The sequence below is a fragment of the Confluentibacter citreus genome, from assembly GCF_002807055.1.
In the GTDB taxonomy this organism is placed as follows: Bacteria; Bacteroidota; Bacteroidia; order Flavobacteriales; family Flavobacteriaceae; genus Confluentibacter; species Confluentibacter citreus.
In genome coordinates, this window is the sequence record NZ_NIXN01000006.1 from 1 (window position 1) to 17,454 (window position 17,454).

General features: G+C 34.1%; 15 protein-coding genes and 1 other RNA gene. 11 read left to right on the forward strand and 5 right to left on the reverse strand.

The genetic code is table 11. The features are described from left to right. Positions 1-2,156, reverse strand: a 2,156-nt coding sequence (locus CDH49_RS11610) for a PKD domain-containing protein (protein WP_157805307.1), incomplete at its 3' end; no start/stop codon positions are given. 448 nt (positions 2,157-2,604) lie between these two features. Between CDH49_RS11610 and CDH49_RS11615 the strand changes: the two genes are divergently transcribed. The 4 genes from CDH49_RS11615 (at position 2,605) to CDH49_RS11630 (ending at position 6,955) form a co-directional block, all read left to right on the forward strand. Further along, a complete protein-coding gene (locus CDH49_RS11615) occupies positions 2,605-3,090 on the forward strand; it encodes a SixA phosphatase family protein (RefSeq protein ID WP_100615705.1) in 486 nt (161 codons plus the stop codon). A gap of 203 nt (positions 3,091-3,293) precedes the next feature. After that, complete coding sequence (ppk1, locus tag CDH49_RS11620) at positions 3,294-5,357, forward strand: polyphosphate kinase 1 (protein WP_100615706.1); 2,064 nt, start codon at positions 3,294-3,296, stop codon at positions 5,355-5,357. A gap of 1 nt (position 5,358) precedes the next feature. Next, positions 5,359-6,264 carry a Ppx/GppA phosphatase family protein gene (locus tag CDH49_RS11625; protein ID WP_100615707.1) on the forward strand — a complete coding sequence of 302 codons (906 nt, stop codon included), beginning with the start codon at positions 5,359-5,361 and terminating at the stop codon, positions 6,262-6,264. A 97-nt stretch (positions 6,265-6,361) separates the two neighbouring features. Then, positions 6,362-6,955, forward strand: coding sequence for a porin family protein (locus CDH49_RS11630; protein WP_100615708.1), 594 nt, complete (start codon positions 6,362-6,364; stop codon positions 6,953-6,955). Here the strand turns inward: CDH49_RS11630 and miaE are convergent. Further along, on the reverse strand, positions 6,952-7,533 hold the full coding sequence (miaE, locus tag CDH49_RS11635) for a tRNA-(ms[2]io[6]A)-hydroxylase (RefSeq protein WP_100615709.1): 582 nt from the start codon (positions 7,531-7,533) through the stop codon (positions 6,952-6,954). The genes CDH49_RS11630 and miaE overlap by 4 nt on opposite strands. A gap of 115 nt (positions 7,534-7,648) precedes the next feature. Here miaE and CDH49_RS11640 point away from each other — a divergent pair, with 115 nt between their 5' ends. From CDH49_RS11640 to CDH49_RS11665, 6 genes are read left to right on the forward strand one after another with little or no spacing between them, the layout of a single operon-like run. Then, complete coding sequence (locus CDH49_RS11640; protein WP_100615710.1) at positions 7,649-8,503, forward strand: EboA domain-containing protein; 855 nt, start codon at positions 7,649-7,651, stop codon at positions 8,501-8,503. Between the two features lie 6 nt (positions 8,504-8,509). Then, positions 8,510-9,418, forward strand: a complete 909-nt coding sequence (locus tag CDH49_RS11645; protein WP_100615711.1) for a TatD family hydrolase — start codon at positions 8,510-8,512, stop codon at positions 9,416-9,418. Beyond that, entirely contained in the window at positions 9,399-10,322 is a 924-nt protein-coding gene (eboC, locus tag CDH49_RS11650) for a UbiA-like protein EboC (protein WP_100615712.1), read from the forward strand. The genes CDH49_RS11645 and eboC overlap by 20 nt, the downstream gene beginning before the upstream one ends. Positions 10,323-10,333: 11 nt before the next feature. Then, on the forward strand, positions 10,334-11,476 hold the full coding sequence (locus CDH49_RS11655) for a 3-dehydroquinate synthase (protein ID WP_100615713.1): 1,143 nt from the start codon (positions 10,334-10,336) through the stop codon (positions 11,474-11,476). A 15-nt stretch (positions 11,477-11,491) separates the two neighbouring features. Further along, the gene (gene eboE / locus CDH49_RS11660) at positions 11,492-12,688 is read left to right on the forward strand and encodes a metabolite traffic protein EboE (protein ID WP_100615714.1); all 1,197 of its coding nucleotides are present in this window, start codon (positions 11,492-11,494) and stop codon (positions 12,686-12,688) included. Further along, positions 12,685-14,067, forward strand: coding sequence for an alkaline phosphatase family protein (locus CDH49_RS11665; protein WP_100615715.1), 1,383 nt, complete (start codon positions 12,685-12,687; stop codon positions 14,065-14,067). Before eboE ends, CDH49_RS11665 begins: the two co-directional genes overlap by 4 nt. Before the next feature lie 6 nt (positions 14,068-14,073). On the opposite strand, the gene CDH49_RS11670 is transcribed toward CDH49_RS11665, so the two are convergent. Continuing rightward, a complete protein-coding gene (locus CDH49_RS11670) occupies positions 14,074-14,640 on the reverse strand; it encodes a DUF4738 domain-containing protein (RefSeq protein ID WP_100615716.1) in 567 nt (188 codons plus the stop codon). A gap of 10 nt (positions 14,641-14,650) precedes the next feature. Continuing rightward, positions 14,651-16,387, reverse strand: a complete 1,737-nt coding sequence (gene dnaX / locus CDH49_RS11675; protein WP_100615717.1) for a DNA polymerase III subunit gamma/tau — start codon at positions 16,385-16,387, stop codon at positions 14,651-14,653. A 102-nt stretch (positions 16,388-16,489) separates the two neighbouring features. Between dnaX and rnpB the strand changes: the two genes are divergently transcribed. Continuing rightward, positions 16,490-16,809, forward strand: an RNA gene (gene rnpB / locus CDH49_RS11680) — RNase P RNA component class A. A 63-nt stretch (positions 16,810-16,872) separates the two neighbouring features. Here the strand turns inward: rnpB and CDH49_RS11685 are convergent. Beyond that, complete coding sequence (locus CDH49_RS11685) at positions 16,873-17,385, reverse strand: nuclear transport factor 2 family protein (protein WP_100615718.1); 513 nt, start codon at positions 17,383-17,385, stop codon at positions 16,873-16,875. Positions 17,386-17,454 lie beyond the last annotated feature (69 nt).

Below are 17,454 nucleotides of genomic sequence, written 5' to 3' on the forward strand. Positions count from 1 at the left end.
ACCGCAGGTGCTGCGGGCTGAACGGCATCGGCGATACATTCCACGGTAGAGCCCGCATTTGCTGGCACTACTGGCACTGACGTTACGTCAATGGTATATGTATAGGTATATACTGATCCGTTGCCTGCGCAGTCGGTATACGTAAAAGTATATACCTTGCTGCCCTCACATGTAAGATCGGTATTTTCGGTTATCACTGGCACGATGTCGTTTCCACATGCATCCGTCACCGCAGGTGCTGCGGGCTGAACGGCATCGGCGATACATTCCACGGTAGAGCCCGCATTTGCTGGCACTACTGGCACTGACGTTACGTCAATGGTATATGTATAGGTGTATACTGATTCGTTGCCTGCGCAGTCGGTATACGTAAACGTATATACCTTGCTGCCCTCACATGTAGGATCGGCGCTTTCGGTAATAACTGGTGTAATATTACCATCACAAGAGTCATTCACAATTGGTGCAGTGGGTTGTACAGCGTCATTTAAACATTGTACAGTTGAACTAGCATTGACAGGAACTGTTGGAGGCGTAGTATCTTGAACGGTAATTGTTTGTGTATAAACTGAAAGTACTTCATTGTTGCAATCATCAAATACAGTCCAAGTATTTGTATAAGTTCCAGTATTAGGACAAGACCCAACAACAAAACTACCAATAGTTTTAATAGGAGTTAGAGAGTTGTCACATAAATCGGAAGCTGTTGGGACTAATGCTTGTGCATCTATTAGAGCTTGAGCATTACTACATTCCACTGTTCTATCAAGCGTGTTTGCAACGGTAGTCCAACTGGGAGGCGTTGTATCTGTTATATTAATAATTTGATCAGCTTGTGACATATTACCACAATCGTCTGTAATAGTATAAGTTCTAGTGATAACAATTGGACATGTGCCCGATAGGCTATCAGAGCTACCTACAATTAAGTCGGAGTCTCCAGTAGCATCATCACTAATTATGAACCCAATTGTTTCAAGACCAGCAACTGTAGTTTCAGGAGCAGGCGCAACACTTATATCACAACCTTCAATATCTAAAGGTGTAGGCGCTGTTATGCTTGGGGGATTATCAGTAATAATGACTTCTTGGTTTACAACAATCACATTACAAGGTTCAGTACCATCAGGGTCAGTAACTGTTAATGATACATTATAGGTGCCACTAGTAGCATAGGTATGTGATGGATTCATAGCTGTGCTTGTATTTCCATCCGCAAAATCCCATAAGTAAGTTAGATTAGCGCCCCCATTTGTGGTAGAAGCAGAGAAATCAACATTTAAATTACAAGTGCCTCCACCTCCAGGCGTTGTTGCTAATGTAGTGGCACCTAAACCTTCTCTAAATTCAATTTCTATATCATTATAAACAGTGACAAATGTTGTTGTACAAGAATCACTTAAAGGAACTGTTACGCTTATTCTTAAAGTATAAGTACCCGGAATGCTAGCGGTTACAGTAGTTGTAGCTGCATTATTTGGTGAGAATGTTACAGTGCCAGGACCAGAAATTTTTGACCATTCATATTGCGGAGTACCTTCTACATATCCATTAAGTTCAATAGCTATATCTGTTGGGCCAAAGCAAACTTCATTATCAGAACCGCTAATAACAGCAAAATCTGGATCAATTTGTATGGTACCACCATTTTGAATTAAATCGGCAAATATAACACAAACTTGACCTCCGCCCTCACAAGCAGAATACTCAACACTCCCAATCCAAATGCGTTTAGTATTGCTACAAGAATTGGTTGTAGAGCCTATAGCTCCAGTGGTCGAACCAATATTAGAGGTGTTTTCAATAACAATTGCGGTATTTTCTGCTAAATTGAGCGCCACATTATTAGTTGCCCATAATATTTGACCACCATTCTTTATAACAATTCTATCAATTGTGTTGGGAATAGTAATTGTTGAACTTAAAATAATATCTACTGGAGCTTCAATGGTCAATGTGCCCGTACAGTTATTACTATTTATAAAAGTTAGTAATTCTGCTCCAGTCATTATATTGTCACCACCGGTTGCAGCAGTATCAATAGTACAGTCTGCATTGACTTGAACAAGTCCTAAAAACAGAAAAACGAAACCAAATAAATATGATTTCATTTTTATACCTGTATTTAATAGCAGATTAGAGGTAGTTGTTTTCATAAGCCAAAAATTATGTAACAAAAATTTATGTTAAGTCAGTTAATTAGATTAATATTATTACAATACAATTATTTATTGCAATCTAATTTTGAATCTTAAAAAGTAGTGAGGGAGGAGCATTTTATAATGCTAAAACTTAAAAGTGAATTAGATTTTGGGGTCCATTTTTTATTAAATCACTAACAAATGAACATACATATAGTTATTTTTTCAAAAAAAAATGTTAAATAGCTTAAAAAAACGACGAATAGAACAGGGTGTGTTTTTAAACGTCTTTTTGTGTAATTTACCCTCATATTTTATGTTTATCCTTTATATATTTAGAAATTTATTTTACTTAAATATTTCTTATTTTTATACTCACTTTAAAAATTGATGATACAAATGAATTGAATTTTATCGATAAAAACAACATTTTATCGACTTTTATTGCGTTTAATCGAATTATATGAAAAAATTAATCGTTGTCAGACATGCAAAATCTTCATGGGAACATGATGTTATTGACCATGAAAGGCCTTTAGAATCAAGAGGTTTTTCAGATGCTAAGATGGTCTCGGACGGGTTAAAACACCTTGACTTAAGTGTAGATATCGTTATAAGCAGTGACGCTACAAGGGCTAAAACAACAGCTGAATTATTTGTTTCAAACCTTGAAATTGACGAAAATCTATTGACCTTTAACCACGATTTATATGATTTTTCAGGAGAAAAGTTGCTAAACACCATTAAATCAACTCATAATGAGATTGATAATTTAATGGTGTTTGGACATAATTACGCGATTACTTTTTTTGTCAATAAATTTGGAGATAAATATATAGACAACGTCCCAACTTGTGGGGTTGTCATTCTTGAATTTGATATTCCTTACTGGACAAATTTAAAACATGGCAAAACTATTAAAACCATTTTTCCTCGCCATTTGAGATAATAAACCACTGTAATCTTCAAGCATCATTTCATTCTTACGAAATAATAATCTTCAATTAGTTAGTAAAACAGAAATTTAATACAAATTTAAACTTAATGTATCATACAAATTTTCATTTTATGGATTTGTAAAATATAAAAAGTTAAGCCTTATTATTAAGTTTAAAATAGAATATATTTGTATAATTATTTACAAAATTGCTAATGATTACAAACGAAAGCCTTAATAACAGTTATATAAATAGAGAAATAAGTTGGTTACAATTTAATGCAAGAGTTCTTCAAGAGGCTTCAGATGAAAGAGTCCCTTTAATTGAAAGACTTCGCTTTTTAGGGATTTTTTCCAATAACTTGGATGAGTTTTTTAAAGTAAGATACGCCACGGTAAAGCGTATTGTGGAAGCAGGAAAAGGAGCTAAAAGTGAACTTGGAGGTATTAGGGCAGAAGAATTACTTGAAATTATTACCAAAATAGTTATTGAACAACAAACGGAAAGTCTAGAAGTTTTGGAAGCTATAGAAAACCGTTTAAAAGATGAAAACATCCATATCGTTGATGAAACTAATATCAGTTGGAAACATCACGATTTCATAAAGAAATATTTTATTCAAAAAGTCAGTCCGGCGCTTGTCACAATCATTTTAAACGATTTGGTGACACTTCCCAATTTAAAAGATAGTGCAGCCTATTTAGCCGTAAGGATGGTTATGAATGATGATTCCAATCAGTTTGCGCTTATTGAAATCCCAAAATCCATTAATCGATTTGTTGAGTTGCCAAAATACGAGGGTAAGGATTTTATCATCATGATAGATGATTTGCTCCGTTATTGTCTGAGCGATATTTTTAACATTTTTGATTATAAAAGCATTTCGGCCCACATGGTTAAAATCACTCGCGATGCCGAATTGGATTTTGAAAGTGATTTAAGTAAAAGCTTTATTGAAAAAATTTCCGATAGTGTAAAACATCGACAACTTGGAGAACCGGTTCGATTTGTTTATGATAAAACCATTGAAGAAGTAACACTTCAGTTCCTAATGGGTAAAATGGGCATTACGGATACGGATAGTATTATTCCGGGTGGTCGTTATCACAACCGACGTGATTATATGAAGTTTCCAAGCATGGGAAGGCAAGATTTATTGTATCCAAAAATGGAATCCTTGCCCATTAAAGGCCTGAGTTTAGAGAGCAGTATTTTTGAAGCCATTGCTAAAAAAGATTATTTGCTTTACGCGCCTTATCATACGTTTTCATATGTAGTTAAATTTTTAAGGGAAGCTGCGCTAGATCCTAAAGTAAAAACCATTAAAATTACCATTTACCGATTAGCTGAAATATCGCATATTGCCAGTTCTTTAATAAACGCTGCCATTAACGGGAAAAGCGTAACGGTATCGATAGAACTTCAGGCACGGTTTGATGAGGAAGCTAATATTAATTATGCCCAGCAGATGCAAGAAGGCGGGGTGAACTTAATTTTTGGGGTTCAAGGTTTAAAAGTGCACAGTAAAATGTGTGTTATTGAACGTGAAGAAAATAAAAAAATAATACGCTATGGGTTTATAAGCACAGGCAATTTCAATGAATCTACCGCAAGAATTTATACGGATTATACATTATTTACTTCGAACCAAAATATTTTAAAGGATATCACTAAGGTGTTCATGTTCTTTGATACCAATTATAAAATTTATAGATATAAGTACATTGTAACATCGCCACATTATACCAAAAAAGCCATCTTTAAATTTATTGATGAGCAAATTATTCTTGCCAAAGCTGGCATGGGAGGTTACATCAGATTAAAAATGAATAGTATTACTAGTTACCTAGTTATAGATAAACTTTACGAAGCCAGTAGGGCAGGCGTAAAAATAGATATGATCGTTAGAGGGATTTGTTGTTTAGTTCCCGGGATAAAAGGTATGAGTGAAAACATTGAAGTTATCAGCATCGTTGATAAATTTTTAGAACATCCTAGGGTGTATATTTTTGGAAATGACAGAGATGCTAAAGTATATATATCTTCAGCAGATTGGATGACCAGAAATATTGATAATAGAGTAGAAGTTAGTTGCCCTATTTATGATGTGGAGATTAAAAAGGAAATTATTGATACATTTAATATTTCTTGGAGCGATAATGTGAAAGCAAGATTGATTAACACGCCAAATGAAAATGAATATAGAATAAATAATAATCCGAAAGTTAGATCGCAAATTGCTACTTACGATTATTATTTAAAAAAGCTAGAAAATTAATATGCTATCAATAAAAAAATATGCGGCGATAGATATAGGCTCCAATGCTGTACGATTGCTTATTTCAAACATTATTGAACAAGAAGGGAAACCTACACAATTTAAGAAAAACTCGTTAGTGCGTGTTCCTATACGTTTGGGAACTGATGTGTTTTTGTCAAATAAAATTTCTGTAGAGAATACCGAACGTTTGATAGATACCATGAAAGCATTTAGACTATTAATGAAATCCCATAAAGTGATTAAATACAAAGCATGCGCCACATCTGCTATGCGGGAATCATCGAATGGGAGGGAAGTGGTTGATCTGGTCTTTAAAAAGTCAGGAATACAAATAGATGTTATTGGAGGAGAGGATGAAGCAGCTATTATTGCGGCAACCGATTTGAACAAATATATAGATAATACAAAAACATATTTATACATTGATGTTGGTGGTGGTAGTACGGAATTCACTATTATTCATGAAGGTAACCCCGCCGCTTCCAAGTCGTTTAAAATAGGAACTGTTAGGTTGTTAAATGATATGGTTCAAAAAGAAAACTGGCTTGAACTGGAAGAATGGATAAAAGTAAATACAAAACCTTATGAGCGAATCGATGTTATAGGTTCGGGAGGAAACATCAATAAAATTTTCAAGGTATCTGGAAAAACGGAAGGCAAGCCTCTTTCTTATTTTTACCTAACATCTTATTTTAATACCCTTCAAAGGTATTCTTATGAGGAACGTATTACTGAATTGAATTTAAATCAAGATAGGGCTGATGTTATCATACCCGCCATGCGAATATATCTATCTTCCATGAAATGGAGTGGTGCAAAAAACATATATGTTCCTAAAATAGGATTAGCAGATGGTATCATAAAAAGTATATATTTTGATACCGTTTCTAGCAATACACAGTAAAATTATGCACTTCAACTTTTAAAATATCCAGAATTTAATTTATAATATATATTCGTTCTGCAATATTGCTAATAATTTAACCCCCAACCTATTAATTATGAAAAGACTAATACTTTTAACAATACTTCTTGGTTTTCCTATTTTTGGATTTTGTCAAGATGACAATACAGAAAAAAAAGTTTCCAATACTAATGCGTCAGGTTCTAAAACACCTTCATTTCAAGGCATCATATATGGTGTTAGAGGTGGATACAATATCTCAAATTTAGATTTTACGGGAATACCTTTTATGGAAAATAAACATCGGAATAGTTTCTATTTTGGCACATTTGCAGATATAGCCCTATCGAACATAATTTCTTTAGTACCTGAATTACAGTTTTCTGCAGAAGGAGCCAAGGACGAGAAATTACATTTAGATTATATACAAGCGCCTATTTTTTTAAAATTTAAACTAAACAAAAGAATACGTTTTGGTATTGCTCCACAAGTTGGTTGGAAAGTTTACAAGTTTAATGATGGTATAAAAGACATAGCTTTATCAGGCGTTGCAGGATTTGAATATAAAATCAATGAAGTCCTATTTATTGATGCAAGATACACTTACGGAGTTACAAACATCTTTCATGAAGATTTGGGGATAGAAGCAAAAAATACTAATATCCAAATAGGTATAGGGCATCAATTTTAACCATGTATTGTTTCTTTATTACCTAAGTTAGCTATTATTTTAGATTCATATTCAAGAAGTTGTTGCCATTTTGCATCAACTTCTTTTTTGTCTCCATATTTTCGGGCAAAGCCTAAAAACATGGTATAGTGGTTGGCTTCACTGACCATTAAATTTCGGTAAAAGGCAGCTAATTCTTTATCCTGTAGTTCTTCCGAAAGCAATCTAAACCGTTCACAACTTCTCGCTTCAATTAGAGCAGCATACAATAATCGATGCACTAATTGCGTGGTTCTACTTCCTCCTTTTGGAAAAAATGTCACTAATTGAAGCACATAATCATCTCGTCTGTCTCTCCCAAGTGTCCAGCCGCGTTCAATTATTTTATCATGAACCATTTTAAAATGGCTAATTTCCTCTTTAACCAAGGCGACCATTTCTTGCACCAATTCTGTATACTCCGGAAAGCTAACAATGAGTGAGATTGCTGTGCTTGTAGCTTTTTGTTCGCAAAAAGCATGATCTGTTAATATATCCTCTATATTTTTCTCAACAATGTTGACCCAGCGAGGGTCAGTTGGTAGTTTTAAACCTAGCATTTTATTATATTTGATTGCTAAATTAAAAGAATTGAATAAACAATAGTTTGCTATTTAACTTTTTTATAATAAAATCTAATTCTTCAATTTGTACATTTAATTTTTTAAAAAAACAATGTTATTCAAAAATGTTAGTGAAGACCTAAAAACGGTCATCGATTATAATTATACTTCCGAGTTATCTTATTGGTTAGAAGACAAGATAAATGATATTATTTCAAACAAATCGACGAAGGATTTATACCTCACTTATAGCTTAATAGCTTCAAAAATTGATGTAAATAAAAAATTATTGATGCCTCATGAAGGTTCTGAAATATTCCAATATCTTCTTAATCATCAGACTAATTATTTAGAATTAGGTAGGATTTACATCTTGGTAAAAGTATTGGAAGCTGACAAAGACTTTTTTACTTCTAAAGTTTCAAATATCATTCAAGTTGCCGATACCACAGAGTTGGAAACATTCCTTAAATACTTGATTTTATTGCCAAATCCTGAAGCTCATAAACATGTTGCTGTTGATGCACTTAGAACAAATATCACACCTGTTTTTGATGCTATATCTTTAAACAATCCATATCCAGCTTTGTATTTTGATGATAACCAATGGAATCAAATGTATTTAAAAGCGGCATTTATGCAGCGCGATTTAAGTGCCATTGTAGATATTGATAAAAGAGCCAATAAAGAATTGGCTAGAATTATATCGGATTTTGCACATGAAAGATGGGCAGCTTCAAGAGATATTAATCCGTATTTCTGGAAACCTGTAGGCAAATTTATAGATGACGTTTTGTTGGAGGACATGAAAAAATTATTCGAAAGCTCCAATGAAAATGAAAAAATAGCAGCAGCGCTATGTTGCTCGCTATCAAATAACAATAAAGCTAATGAATTGTTAAACGAAAACGCCTTATTAAAACAAAAAATAGAACAGAATTTAATCAACTGGGACACTATAAAATAAAGATTTATGCAAGAAAAATTAATGATAATAGACCCTCATGTCCATATGACTTCAAGAACAACGGATGATTATGAAGCTATGGCGGCAGCAGGTATTGTAGCAATTATAGAGCCGTCATTTTGGTTAGGGCAACCAAGAACACAAGTTGGTTCTTTTCAGGATTATTATAGCAGTTTGGTAGGGTGGGAACCTTTTAGGGCAAGCCAGTTCGGAATTAAGCATTATTGTACCATCGGTTTAAATTCTAAAGAAGCTAATAATGAAGCATTGGCAGAACAAGTTATAGAATTGTTACCATTATATGTTCATAAAGAAAATGTAGTCGCCATTGGTGAAATCGGCTATGATGATCAAACACCTGCAGAGGATAAGTATTTTAGAATGCAGTTGGATATGGCAAAGGAATTGAATATGACGGTTCAAATACATACACCACATAGAGATAAAAAATCGGGTACTCTTAAAAGTATGGAAGTGTGTTTGGAGCATGGACTAGACCCAGCTAATGTCATCATCGATCACAACAATGAGGAAACCGTTAAAGATGTTTTAGATCGTGGCTTTATAGCTGCCTTTACCATTTACCCAAAAACAAAAATGGGTAATGAACGGATGGTTGAAGTTGTTAGGAAATTTGGAAGCAATAATATTATCGTCGATAGCTCAGCCGATTGGGGAGTTAGCGACCCATTAGCGGTTCCAAAAACAGCCGCATTAATGTTAGAACGAGGCATATTAAAGGAAGATGTTATAAAAACCTGTTATCAAAATGCATTAGATGCTTTTGGGAAAAATGGCAAAATGAAAGAATCCCATTGGTTAGGGACTTCAGCCATCGATCAAAGAGAATTATTTAACGATAATAGCGTATTAAGAGGTCAGGAGCCAAAAATTGATGGGAATAAAATCGTCTAAAAAAACATCTGTTTTTAAAGGTTGTCTTATTTTAATGCGACCTCCAAATTTACCAACAGCAGCTGCCGATATTATTGCAGGTGCTGCCATTGTTGGTTTATTTGTGACTAGCTGGGTAGAAATACCTCAAGGAAAAATTGTAGATTTTATATTTTTAATCCTCGCTTCTGTATTTTTATATGCTGGAGGTGTTGTTCTTAATGATGTTTTTGATTTAAAAATAGATAAAGAAGAACGACCCGAACGCCCCATTCCCAATGGTGTAGTTTCGTTAAAAACCGCCTCTCTTTTAGGCGGAAGTTTACTAGTTTTAGGCGTAATACTATCGTTCTTTAGCAATGTACATGCTGGTTTTCTGGCATTGGGTCTGACTGGAGCTATAGTTTTATATGATTCACTGGCAAAGCATCATGTATTTTTTGGCCCTTTGGCAATGGGTTTTTGTAGAGGACTTAACTTACTATTAGGCATGTGTGTTTTGGGATTGCCGCCATTTTCTAAATGGATTTATATACTGATACCCATCATCTACATTTTTGCGGTGACTTTAATAAGTAGAGGAGAAGTGCACGGACACAACAAAATGAATATTAAATTATCAGCTTTACTATATAGTTTGGTCATTTTTTTCATTCTTTTTTATAACTCAACAGACATCGATGTTGTTCTTCAAGTAGCCCCATTTTTACTATTGTTTGGTTTATCTATATTTATACCATTGGCAAAGGCCTATAAAATAAATTCACCAACAAATATAAAAAAAGCGGTGAAGGCAGGGGTCCTTTCTTTAGTGGTCATGGATGCTGCTATCGCTGTTAGTGTATCTCATTGGTGGGTTGGAATAATAATTCTTTTGCTATTACCTTTATCCTTATTTTTGTCAAAACGTTTTTCAGTAACGTAAATTATTTTTCAATGCACATCCCTAAAACCATAGAGCAAACCTTTAAAGTGGAGTATAATTATAAATTGTATTTTACCAACCACTTATTTAATCATAGTAACACATTGTTTGCAGACATTATAAATAGCTACTCTAAGACATCTAGGGTTAAAGTGCTATTTGTTGTAGATCAAGGAGTAACTAATGCCCATCCATTGCTACACAAAGATATTATGTCCTACTGCGAGCAATATAGTTCACATATCGAATTTAAGAGCTTTATTGTGGTGCCTGGAGGCGAGCAAGTAAAAATTGGCAGCGAACATCTGGACACCGTATTGCAAGGTATCAATGATTTTAATATTTGCAGACATTCTTTTGTAGCCACTATCGGAGGAGGTGCTGTTATAGATATGGTTGGTTATGCCTGTGCCATAGCACATCGAGGGGTTAAATTACTCAGAATACCAACAACAGTGCTTGCGCAAAATGATTCCGCTGTAGGGGTTAAGAATAGTATAAACCATTTTGGCAAAAAGAATTTTTTAGGAACATTTGCATTGCCGTATGCCATTATAAATGATAGTGATTTTCTTGAAACCTTAGATCATAGGGATTGGATCTCTGGTATTGCTGAAGCCATAAAAGTGGCACTTATTAAAGACAAATCGTTCTATAATGACATAGAAGAATTGTCTGAAAAACTTAGAAACAGAGACATGGAAAGTATGCAATATGTCATCTATAAATGCGCAGCATTGCATATGGAACATATTACACAAGGAGGCGATCCTTTTGAAAACGGTTCATCACGGCCACTTGATTTCGGGCATTGGGCAGCCCATAAAATGGAACATATGACCAACTACACTATCAGACACGGTGAAGCCGTTGCGGTAGGTATGGCCATTGACCTTATGTATGCTAAATATATTGGCCTAATTGATCAAACTATTTTGGAAGCTGTTTTAAACACTATGGAACGCATTGGTTTTAATTTAAAATTACCAATTTTAGAACATCAAATAGATGCGCTTATTAATGGCATTGAAGAATTTAGGGAACATTTGGGAGGAGAACTTACTATTACACTGATTTCAGAAATTGGAAGAAAAGTTGATGTACATGAAATCGATACTGATAAAATGAAAAAAGCTATTGCTTCATTTTTATAACAAAAAGCTATATAAATGCTAATTAAAGATAAATATCACATAACGTATTGCTCAAATATTCACCCTGGTGAAGATTGGGAAACGACGTTTTCAAATATTAAAAAATACATTCCTAAAATAAAAAAAGAGGTCTCAGACAGTTCTCCTTTCGGAATAGGGTTGCGTTTATCCAACAATGCCAGTGAAGCATTAGAGGTAGGTGATAATTTGTCGGATTTTAAAAAATGGCTTCTAGATAATGATTGTTATGTGTTTACCATGAATGGCTTTCCTTATGGAAATTTTCACAATACGATTGTAAAAGAACAAGTACATGCTCCTGATTGGACAACTAAAGAACGATTGGTTTACACCAAAAGATTATTTACGCAATTGGATTCAATGCTTCCACATGGTGTTTCAGGAGGTATCTCAACATCGCCAATAAGTTATAAACATTGGTTTAGTTCTAAAGATGCTGTTTCTAATGCTTTAAAAAAGGGAGCTGAGCAATTATGCGAAATTGTAGAACAACTTTATAATATAGAAAATACCTCAGGCAACTATTTGCATTTAGATATTGAACCAGAACCGGACGGACTTATTGAAAATACAAAAGAATTTTTAGACTTTTATTTAAATGTTTTACTTCCAATCGGGGTTAGCGTTTTAAGGCCAAAATTAAATTTGGATGCCTTGGAGATTGAAAAGATCATAAAGAGATATATCACCCTTTGTTACGATGTTTGCCATTTTTCATTGGCTTACGAAAACCCAGAAGACACATTTCAAGCCTTGGAAAAGGAGGGCATTGGTGTCGGTAAAATACAAGTGAGTGCTGCTTTAAAAATTTTGTTTGAAAAAGGCAAAGAAGGGGCGATATGGAATTCTTTAGAACGATTTGATGAATCCACTTATTTACACCAAGTGACTGAAAAAGTGGGAGGAACCATTAAGGTTTACAACGATTTGCCCATCATACTTCGTAAAAAAGAGCAACATAAAGAATTAAGAGCTCATTTTCATGTGCCTATTTTTTTGGAAAAATTCGATAATTTATATTCTACTCAAGACCAAATTTTAGATACGTTACAGTACTTGAAAAATCACGAAGTTTCAAACCATTTAGAGGTGGAAACCTATACTTGGGATGTGCTCCCTAACACTTTAAAAGTTGATATTACGCAATCCATTGCTAGGGAAATGAAATGGCTAAAAGATAGGTTAGAATGAAAAAAACGGTTGTTATAAATATAGTAGGGTTGACCAAAAGATTGATTGGGGAACACACGCCATTCATCAAAACCTTTTTAGAAGATGGATTATCTACTACTATTAAACCTATTCTTCCAGCAGTTACTTGTAGCATGCAATCAACCTATCTGACTGGTAAATTGCCTTCCGAACATGGTATTGTGGGCAATGGTTGGTATTTTAAGGAAGAGCATGAAGTGAAATTTTGGCGACAATCCAATACCTTGGTGCAATCAGAAAAAATTTGGGATGTATTAAAAAAAGGACATCATGATTTTACTTGTGCCAATCATTTTTGGTGGTACAATATGTATTCAAATGCTGATTATAGTGTGACACCACGTCCTAATTATCTGGCAGATGGCAGAAAAATACCGGACATATATTCACATCCATCCGAACTAAGGGATGAACTCCAAACTAAACTGGGGACATTTCCGCTGTTTAGTTTTTGGGGACCTAAAACGTCCATTAAATCAAGCAAATGGATTGCTGATGGTGCTATCAGGACTGATGAAATTTACAATCCGACGCTAACACTTATATACATTCCGCATTTAGATTATAATATTCAAAAATATGGATTGGATTTTACTAAAATTAGTAAAGATTTAAAAGAAGTTGATGAAATTGTAAAACAGTTGGTGGATTATTACAATAAACAAGATACCAATATCATTTTGCTTTCTGAATATGGCATTACTGATGTCAATAATCCCATTCACCCTAATAGAATCCTACGAAAAAAAAGATTATTAAATATTAGAATAGAGCGTGGTTTAGAGCTTTTAGACGCAGGAGCCAGTAAAGCGTTTGCCGTTTCAGATCATCAAGTGTCACATATCTATTTGAATGATTTATCGTTAAAAGACGAATTGGTTTCATTGTTTAAATCCGTTAAAGGCATTCAAAAAGTACTGGTTGATAATGACATTGAAAAAGCACATTTAAATCACAGTCGCTGTGGCGATATCGTGCTTGTTGCTGATAAAAATTCTTGGTTCACTTATTATTATTGGCTAGATGATTCGAAAGCACCAGATTTTGCTAGAATGGTAGATATCCATAAAAAACCTGGTTATGATGCGGTTGAATTAACCACAAATCCTAAAGATGTATTTGTTATACCTAAAATAATATTCAAATTAATAAAAAAGAAACTGGGTTTTAGAACCCTAATGAATGTGATACCTTTAGATGCTACATTGATTAAAGGATCGCATGGAAGAATTCCAGAGAGTAAAGATGATCATCCTATTTTTGTTACCAATTCAAAAAAAATAGCTTTGAATGAAGATATTGAAGCAACGGATGTATTTAGTTTAATCTACCGCCACGTAACGAATAAAATCAATTAATATCTTTTAAACTTTGCTGTTTGTAAGACTGATTTCCTTTATCTCTATATTTCCATCATCAAAAATGGTTAGGGTAAAATCCTTGTAAATTTGTGTGTCAGGAATATTGAAAGACGTATGTAACTGAATGCTATGCTCGGTCATGGCACTATAATCCACCCAAACATATTGCATTATGGCATTCTGCCAAAAAGTGTTATCTGTGTTTTCATGAAACAATTCCTTATTAACAATACCATCCAGGATTAGCCTATTATTTTTTTGAACTTGAAATTGCGCTTCAAAATTTTTATGATAGGTTTTTGTTACAGTTCCATTTTTACTTTTTTTGGTTTTTGGAACGTGACTATTTTCATTGGAATAATAGTTTATTTTAATATTAAAACCGTTGCTCAATATAGTGTCCGTCACAATTTCAGTAGGTTGTTCTGGAATGTATTTCAATTGCTCAGAGAAGGATTCTAATAGGTTAGCCTCCCGCAAAACATCTTCGTTGCTTCGGTGCGATCTGTACTTTCCGTCACAGCCAATTAAGGAAATCACTAATATTATTAAAACGCATAATTTATTCATATACAATTCATTATATATCTAAATCGAAAGTTTTTCTTAAAATATCTATATTCGGATTTTTAGCTTTTAATTTTTCGAATTTCTCTAAGGTGCTATAGGCATATTGTTTTTCTTTTTCTTCATTTACCGTGATTGATAAATCAATGCTAAAGTTGTTAAGGGATTTTCTTAAAAAAGACAATAGCTCATATTGTTGGCGTTCAACTTCTACTTTATTCGTCGCATTAGGGAATTCTAAATAAATGGTTGTGCCAATCACTTTAGGTATGTCTATAGACAAAATAGAAGCTAAATTATGCTTTCCATTATCTTGCAATTGATTCACATAAAGATTCCAAAGATCCACAAGAGCTTCTTCAGTAAAATCTTCTTTCGGCAGATTGTCTTCGTCTATAACAACATCCATTTGCTTTATTTGATGCTCTTTTTTAGCTTTAATGCTACTTAAAGAGAGTCCCGAAAGCCGTTTAGTTTCTTGCTTTAAAACGATTTTAGGAGGTTCTTTTACTTGCAAAGTTTCTATAATAGCAGGAGTTGATTCGAGCAGATTTTCATCTTTACTTGTTATTTCAGAAGTCGTAGCCTCTTTTATCTGCAAAGGTTTAGGAACATTTACATGAACGGGCGTAATGCCTTTACTTTTAAAATAAGAAGGTGGAATTATGTAATGTTTGCTATTTTTTTTTTCTCCATCAAAAGTGATAGAGGCAAGCTGCATAAGACATAATTCAACTAATAAGCGTTGATTTTTGCTGGTTTTATATTTAAGGTCACAATCGTTAGCCAAATGTATTCCTTGCATTAAAAACGCTTGGGAAGTTTTTTTGGATTGTATTAAATACTTTTCTTGGGTTTGCTCACCGACTTCCAAGAGTTCAATAGTTTCAGGCGTTTTGCTTACTAATAAGTCCCTAAAATGAGAGGCTAATCCAGCGATGTAATGATGGCCATCAAATCCTTTGGAAAGCGTATTGTTAAACTGAAGTAATAACTCTGGAATCTTGTTCTCTAAAATGAGGTCGGTACTTTCAAAATAGGTTTCGTAATCGAGCACATTTAAATTTTCGGTAACCGCTTGCCTTGTTAGGTTTTTGCCTGAAAAACTAACGACCCTATCAAAAATTGATAAGGCATCTCGCATGGCACCATCTGCTTTTTGTGCAATGATATGGAGTGCATCATCTTCAGCACTCACATCTTGTTCTTTGGCTATATATTTTAGATAATCTTTAGCATCTTTAACGGTAATTCGCTTGAAATCAAAAATCTGGCAACGCGATAAAATGGTAGGTATAATTTTATGTTTTTCAGTCGTAGCAAGAATGAAAATACAGTGTTTTGGCGGCTCTTCAAGCGTTTTAAGGAACGCATTAAAAGCGGCTTGCGATAGCATGTGCACCTCATCAATGATGTACACTTTATATTTTCCAACTTGGGGCGGGATCCTAACTTGGTCTGTTAGATTTCTAATATCATCAACAGAATTGTTAGAAGCAGCATCCAATTCAAAAATATTAAAGGCAAAATCCTCTTCACCAGTTTCTGTACCATCACTGTTAATCATTTTGGCTAAAATACGTGCACAGGTCGTTTTACCAACACCACGCGGGCCTGTAAACAATAAGGCTTGGGCTAAATGATTATTTTCAATGGCATTTAATAAGGTATTTGTAATAGCTTGCTGTCCAACAACATCCTTAAATGTTTGTGGTCTGTATTTTCTAGCCGATACAACAAAATGCTCCATTGAAATTTCTTGAATAACAAAGTTAAAAATTCAATTAAGAATATAGAATTTAGAAATGAGATTTTAGAATGAGTTATTAACAATTAATTGTAATTTTGTGCTTAAGTAAATCGCCTTATCGATTCGCTTTGCGAGTAGGAAAGTCCGAACACCATAGTGCAGCATAGTGGCTAATAACCACCAGTCGTGAGGCTAGGAATAGTGCAACAGAAAGTATGTACAGGTCAAGCTGTAGTGAAACCATGTAAACTCTATGCGGTGCAATGCCATGTATACCAGCACTAAGGGTAGCACGCCCAATGCTGGAGGGTAGGCAGCTAAAGTGTATTGGTAACAATGCACTCAGATAAATGATAAGGGTGTTTTGTTCTTGGCAACAAGTACAAGATATACAGAATTCGGCTTATAGATTTACTTTCATAAACAAGCCCTTTGAAATGTCAAAGGGCTTTGTTTTTATGTTGGTTGAAATATTAGTTGTTTTTTTATTTTGTTGCCATAGTATCAACGGCAGTAGTATCACTTAACTTTTCCATTTCCTGATATACTGGTAACAAATTGTAATAAGAGTATTCCTTAACAACTTTTCCATCTTTAAACTGAAATGTTGAATGACATGGAACAACGATTTCGGTACTTGGCCCTTTAAACTTACCCACAATGGTATACCAACAGTTAACCCAAGTTTCGTTATCCTTTGTGAGTACCATTTCATACTCTGAGGAATCCTTAACCTTCATATATTCCATCATGTCTTCATTGGCCTTCATGCCAGTAATCATATCTGCCAGTGACATAGGATTCACTGAATTGTCATAAATCTTAACGGAATCACTATAAATCTCTTTAATGCCTTCATAATCATGGGAGGCAAAATAACCAACAAGTTTTTTTGAACTTTCAATTTCGGCGGATTCACTAAAATAGCGTTGGGGTTCCTTTTCTTGACATGCATTGAATAAAATCAACGCGAAAATGATACATACTAATTTTTTCATGGTGCGGTTGTTTAAATTGTTTTTAAGATTACAAACAATAAGTACTCAAATTAGTAGTAGATTTCTGGA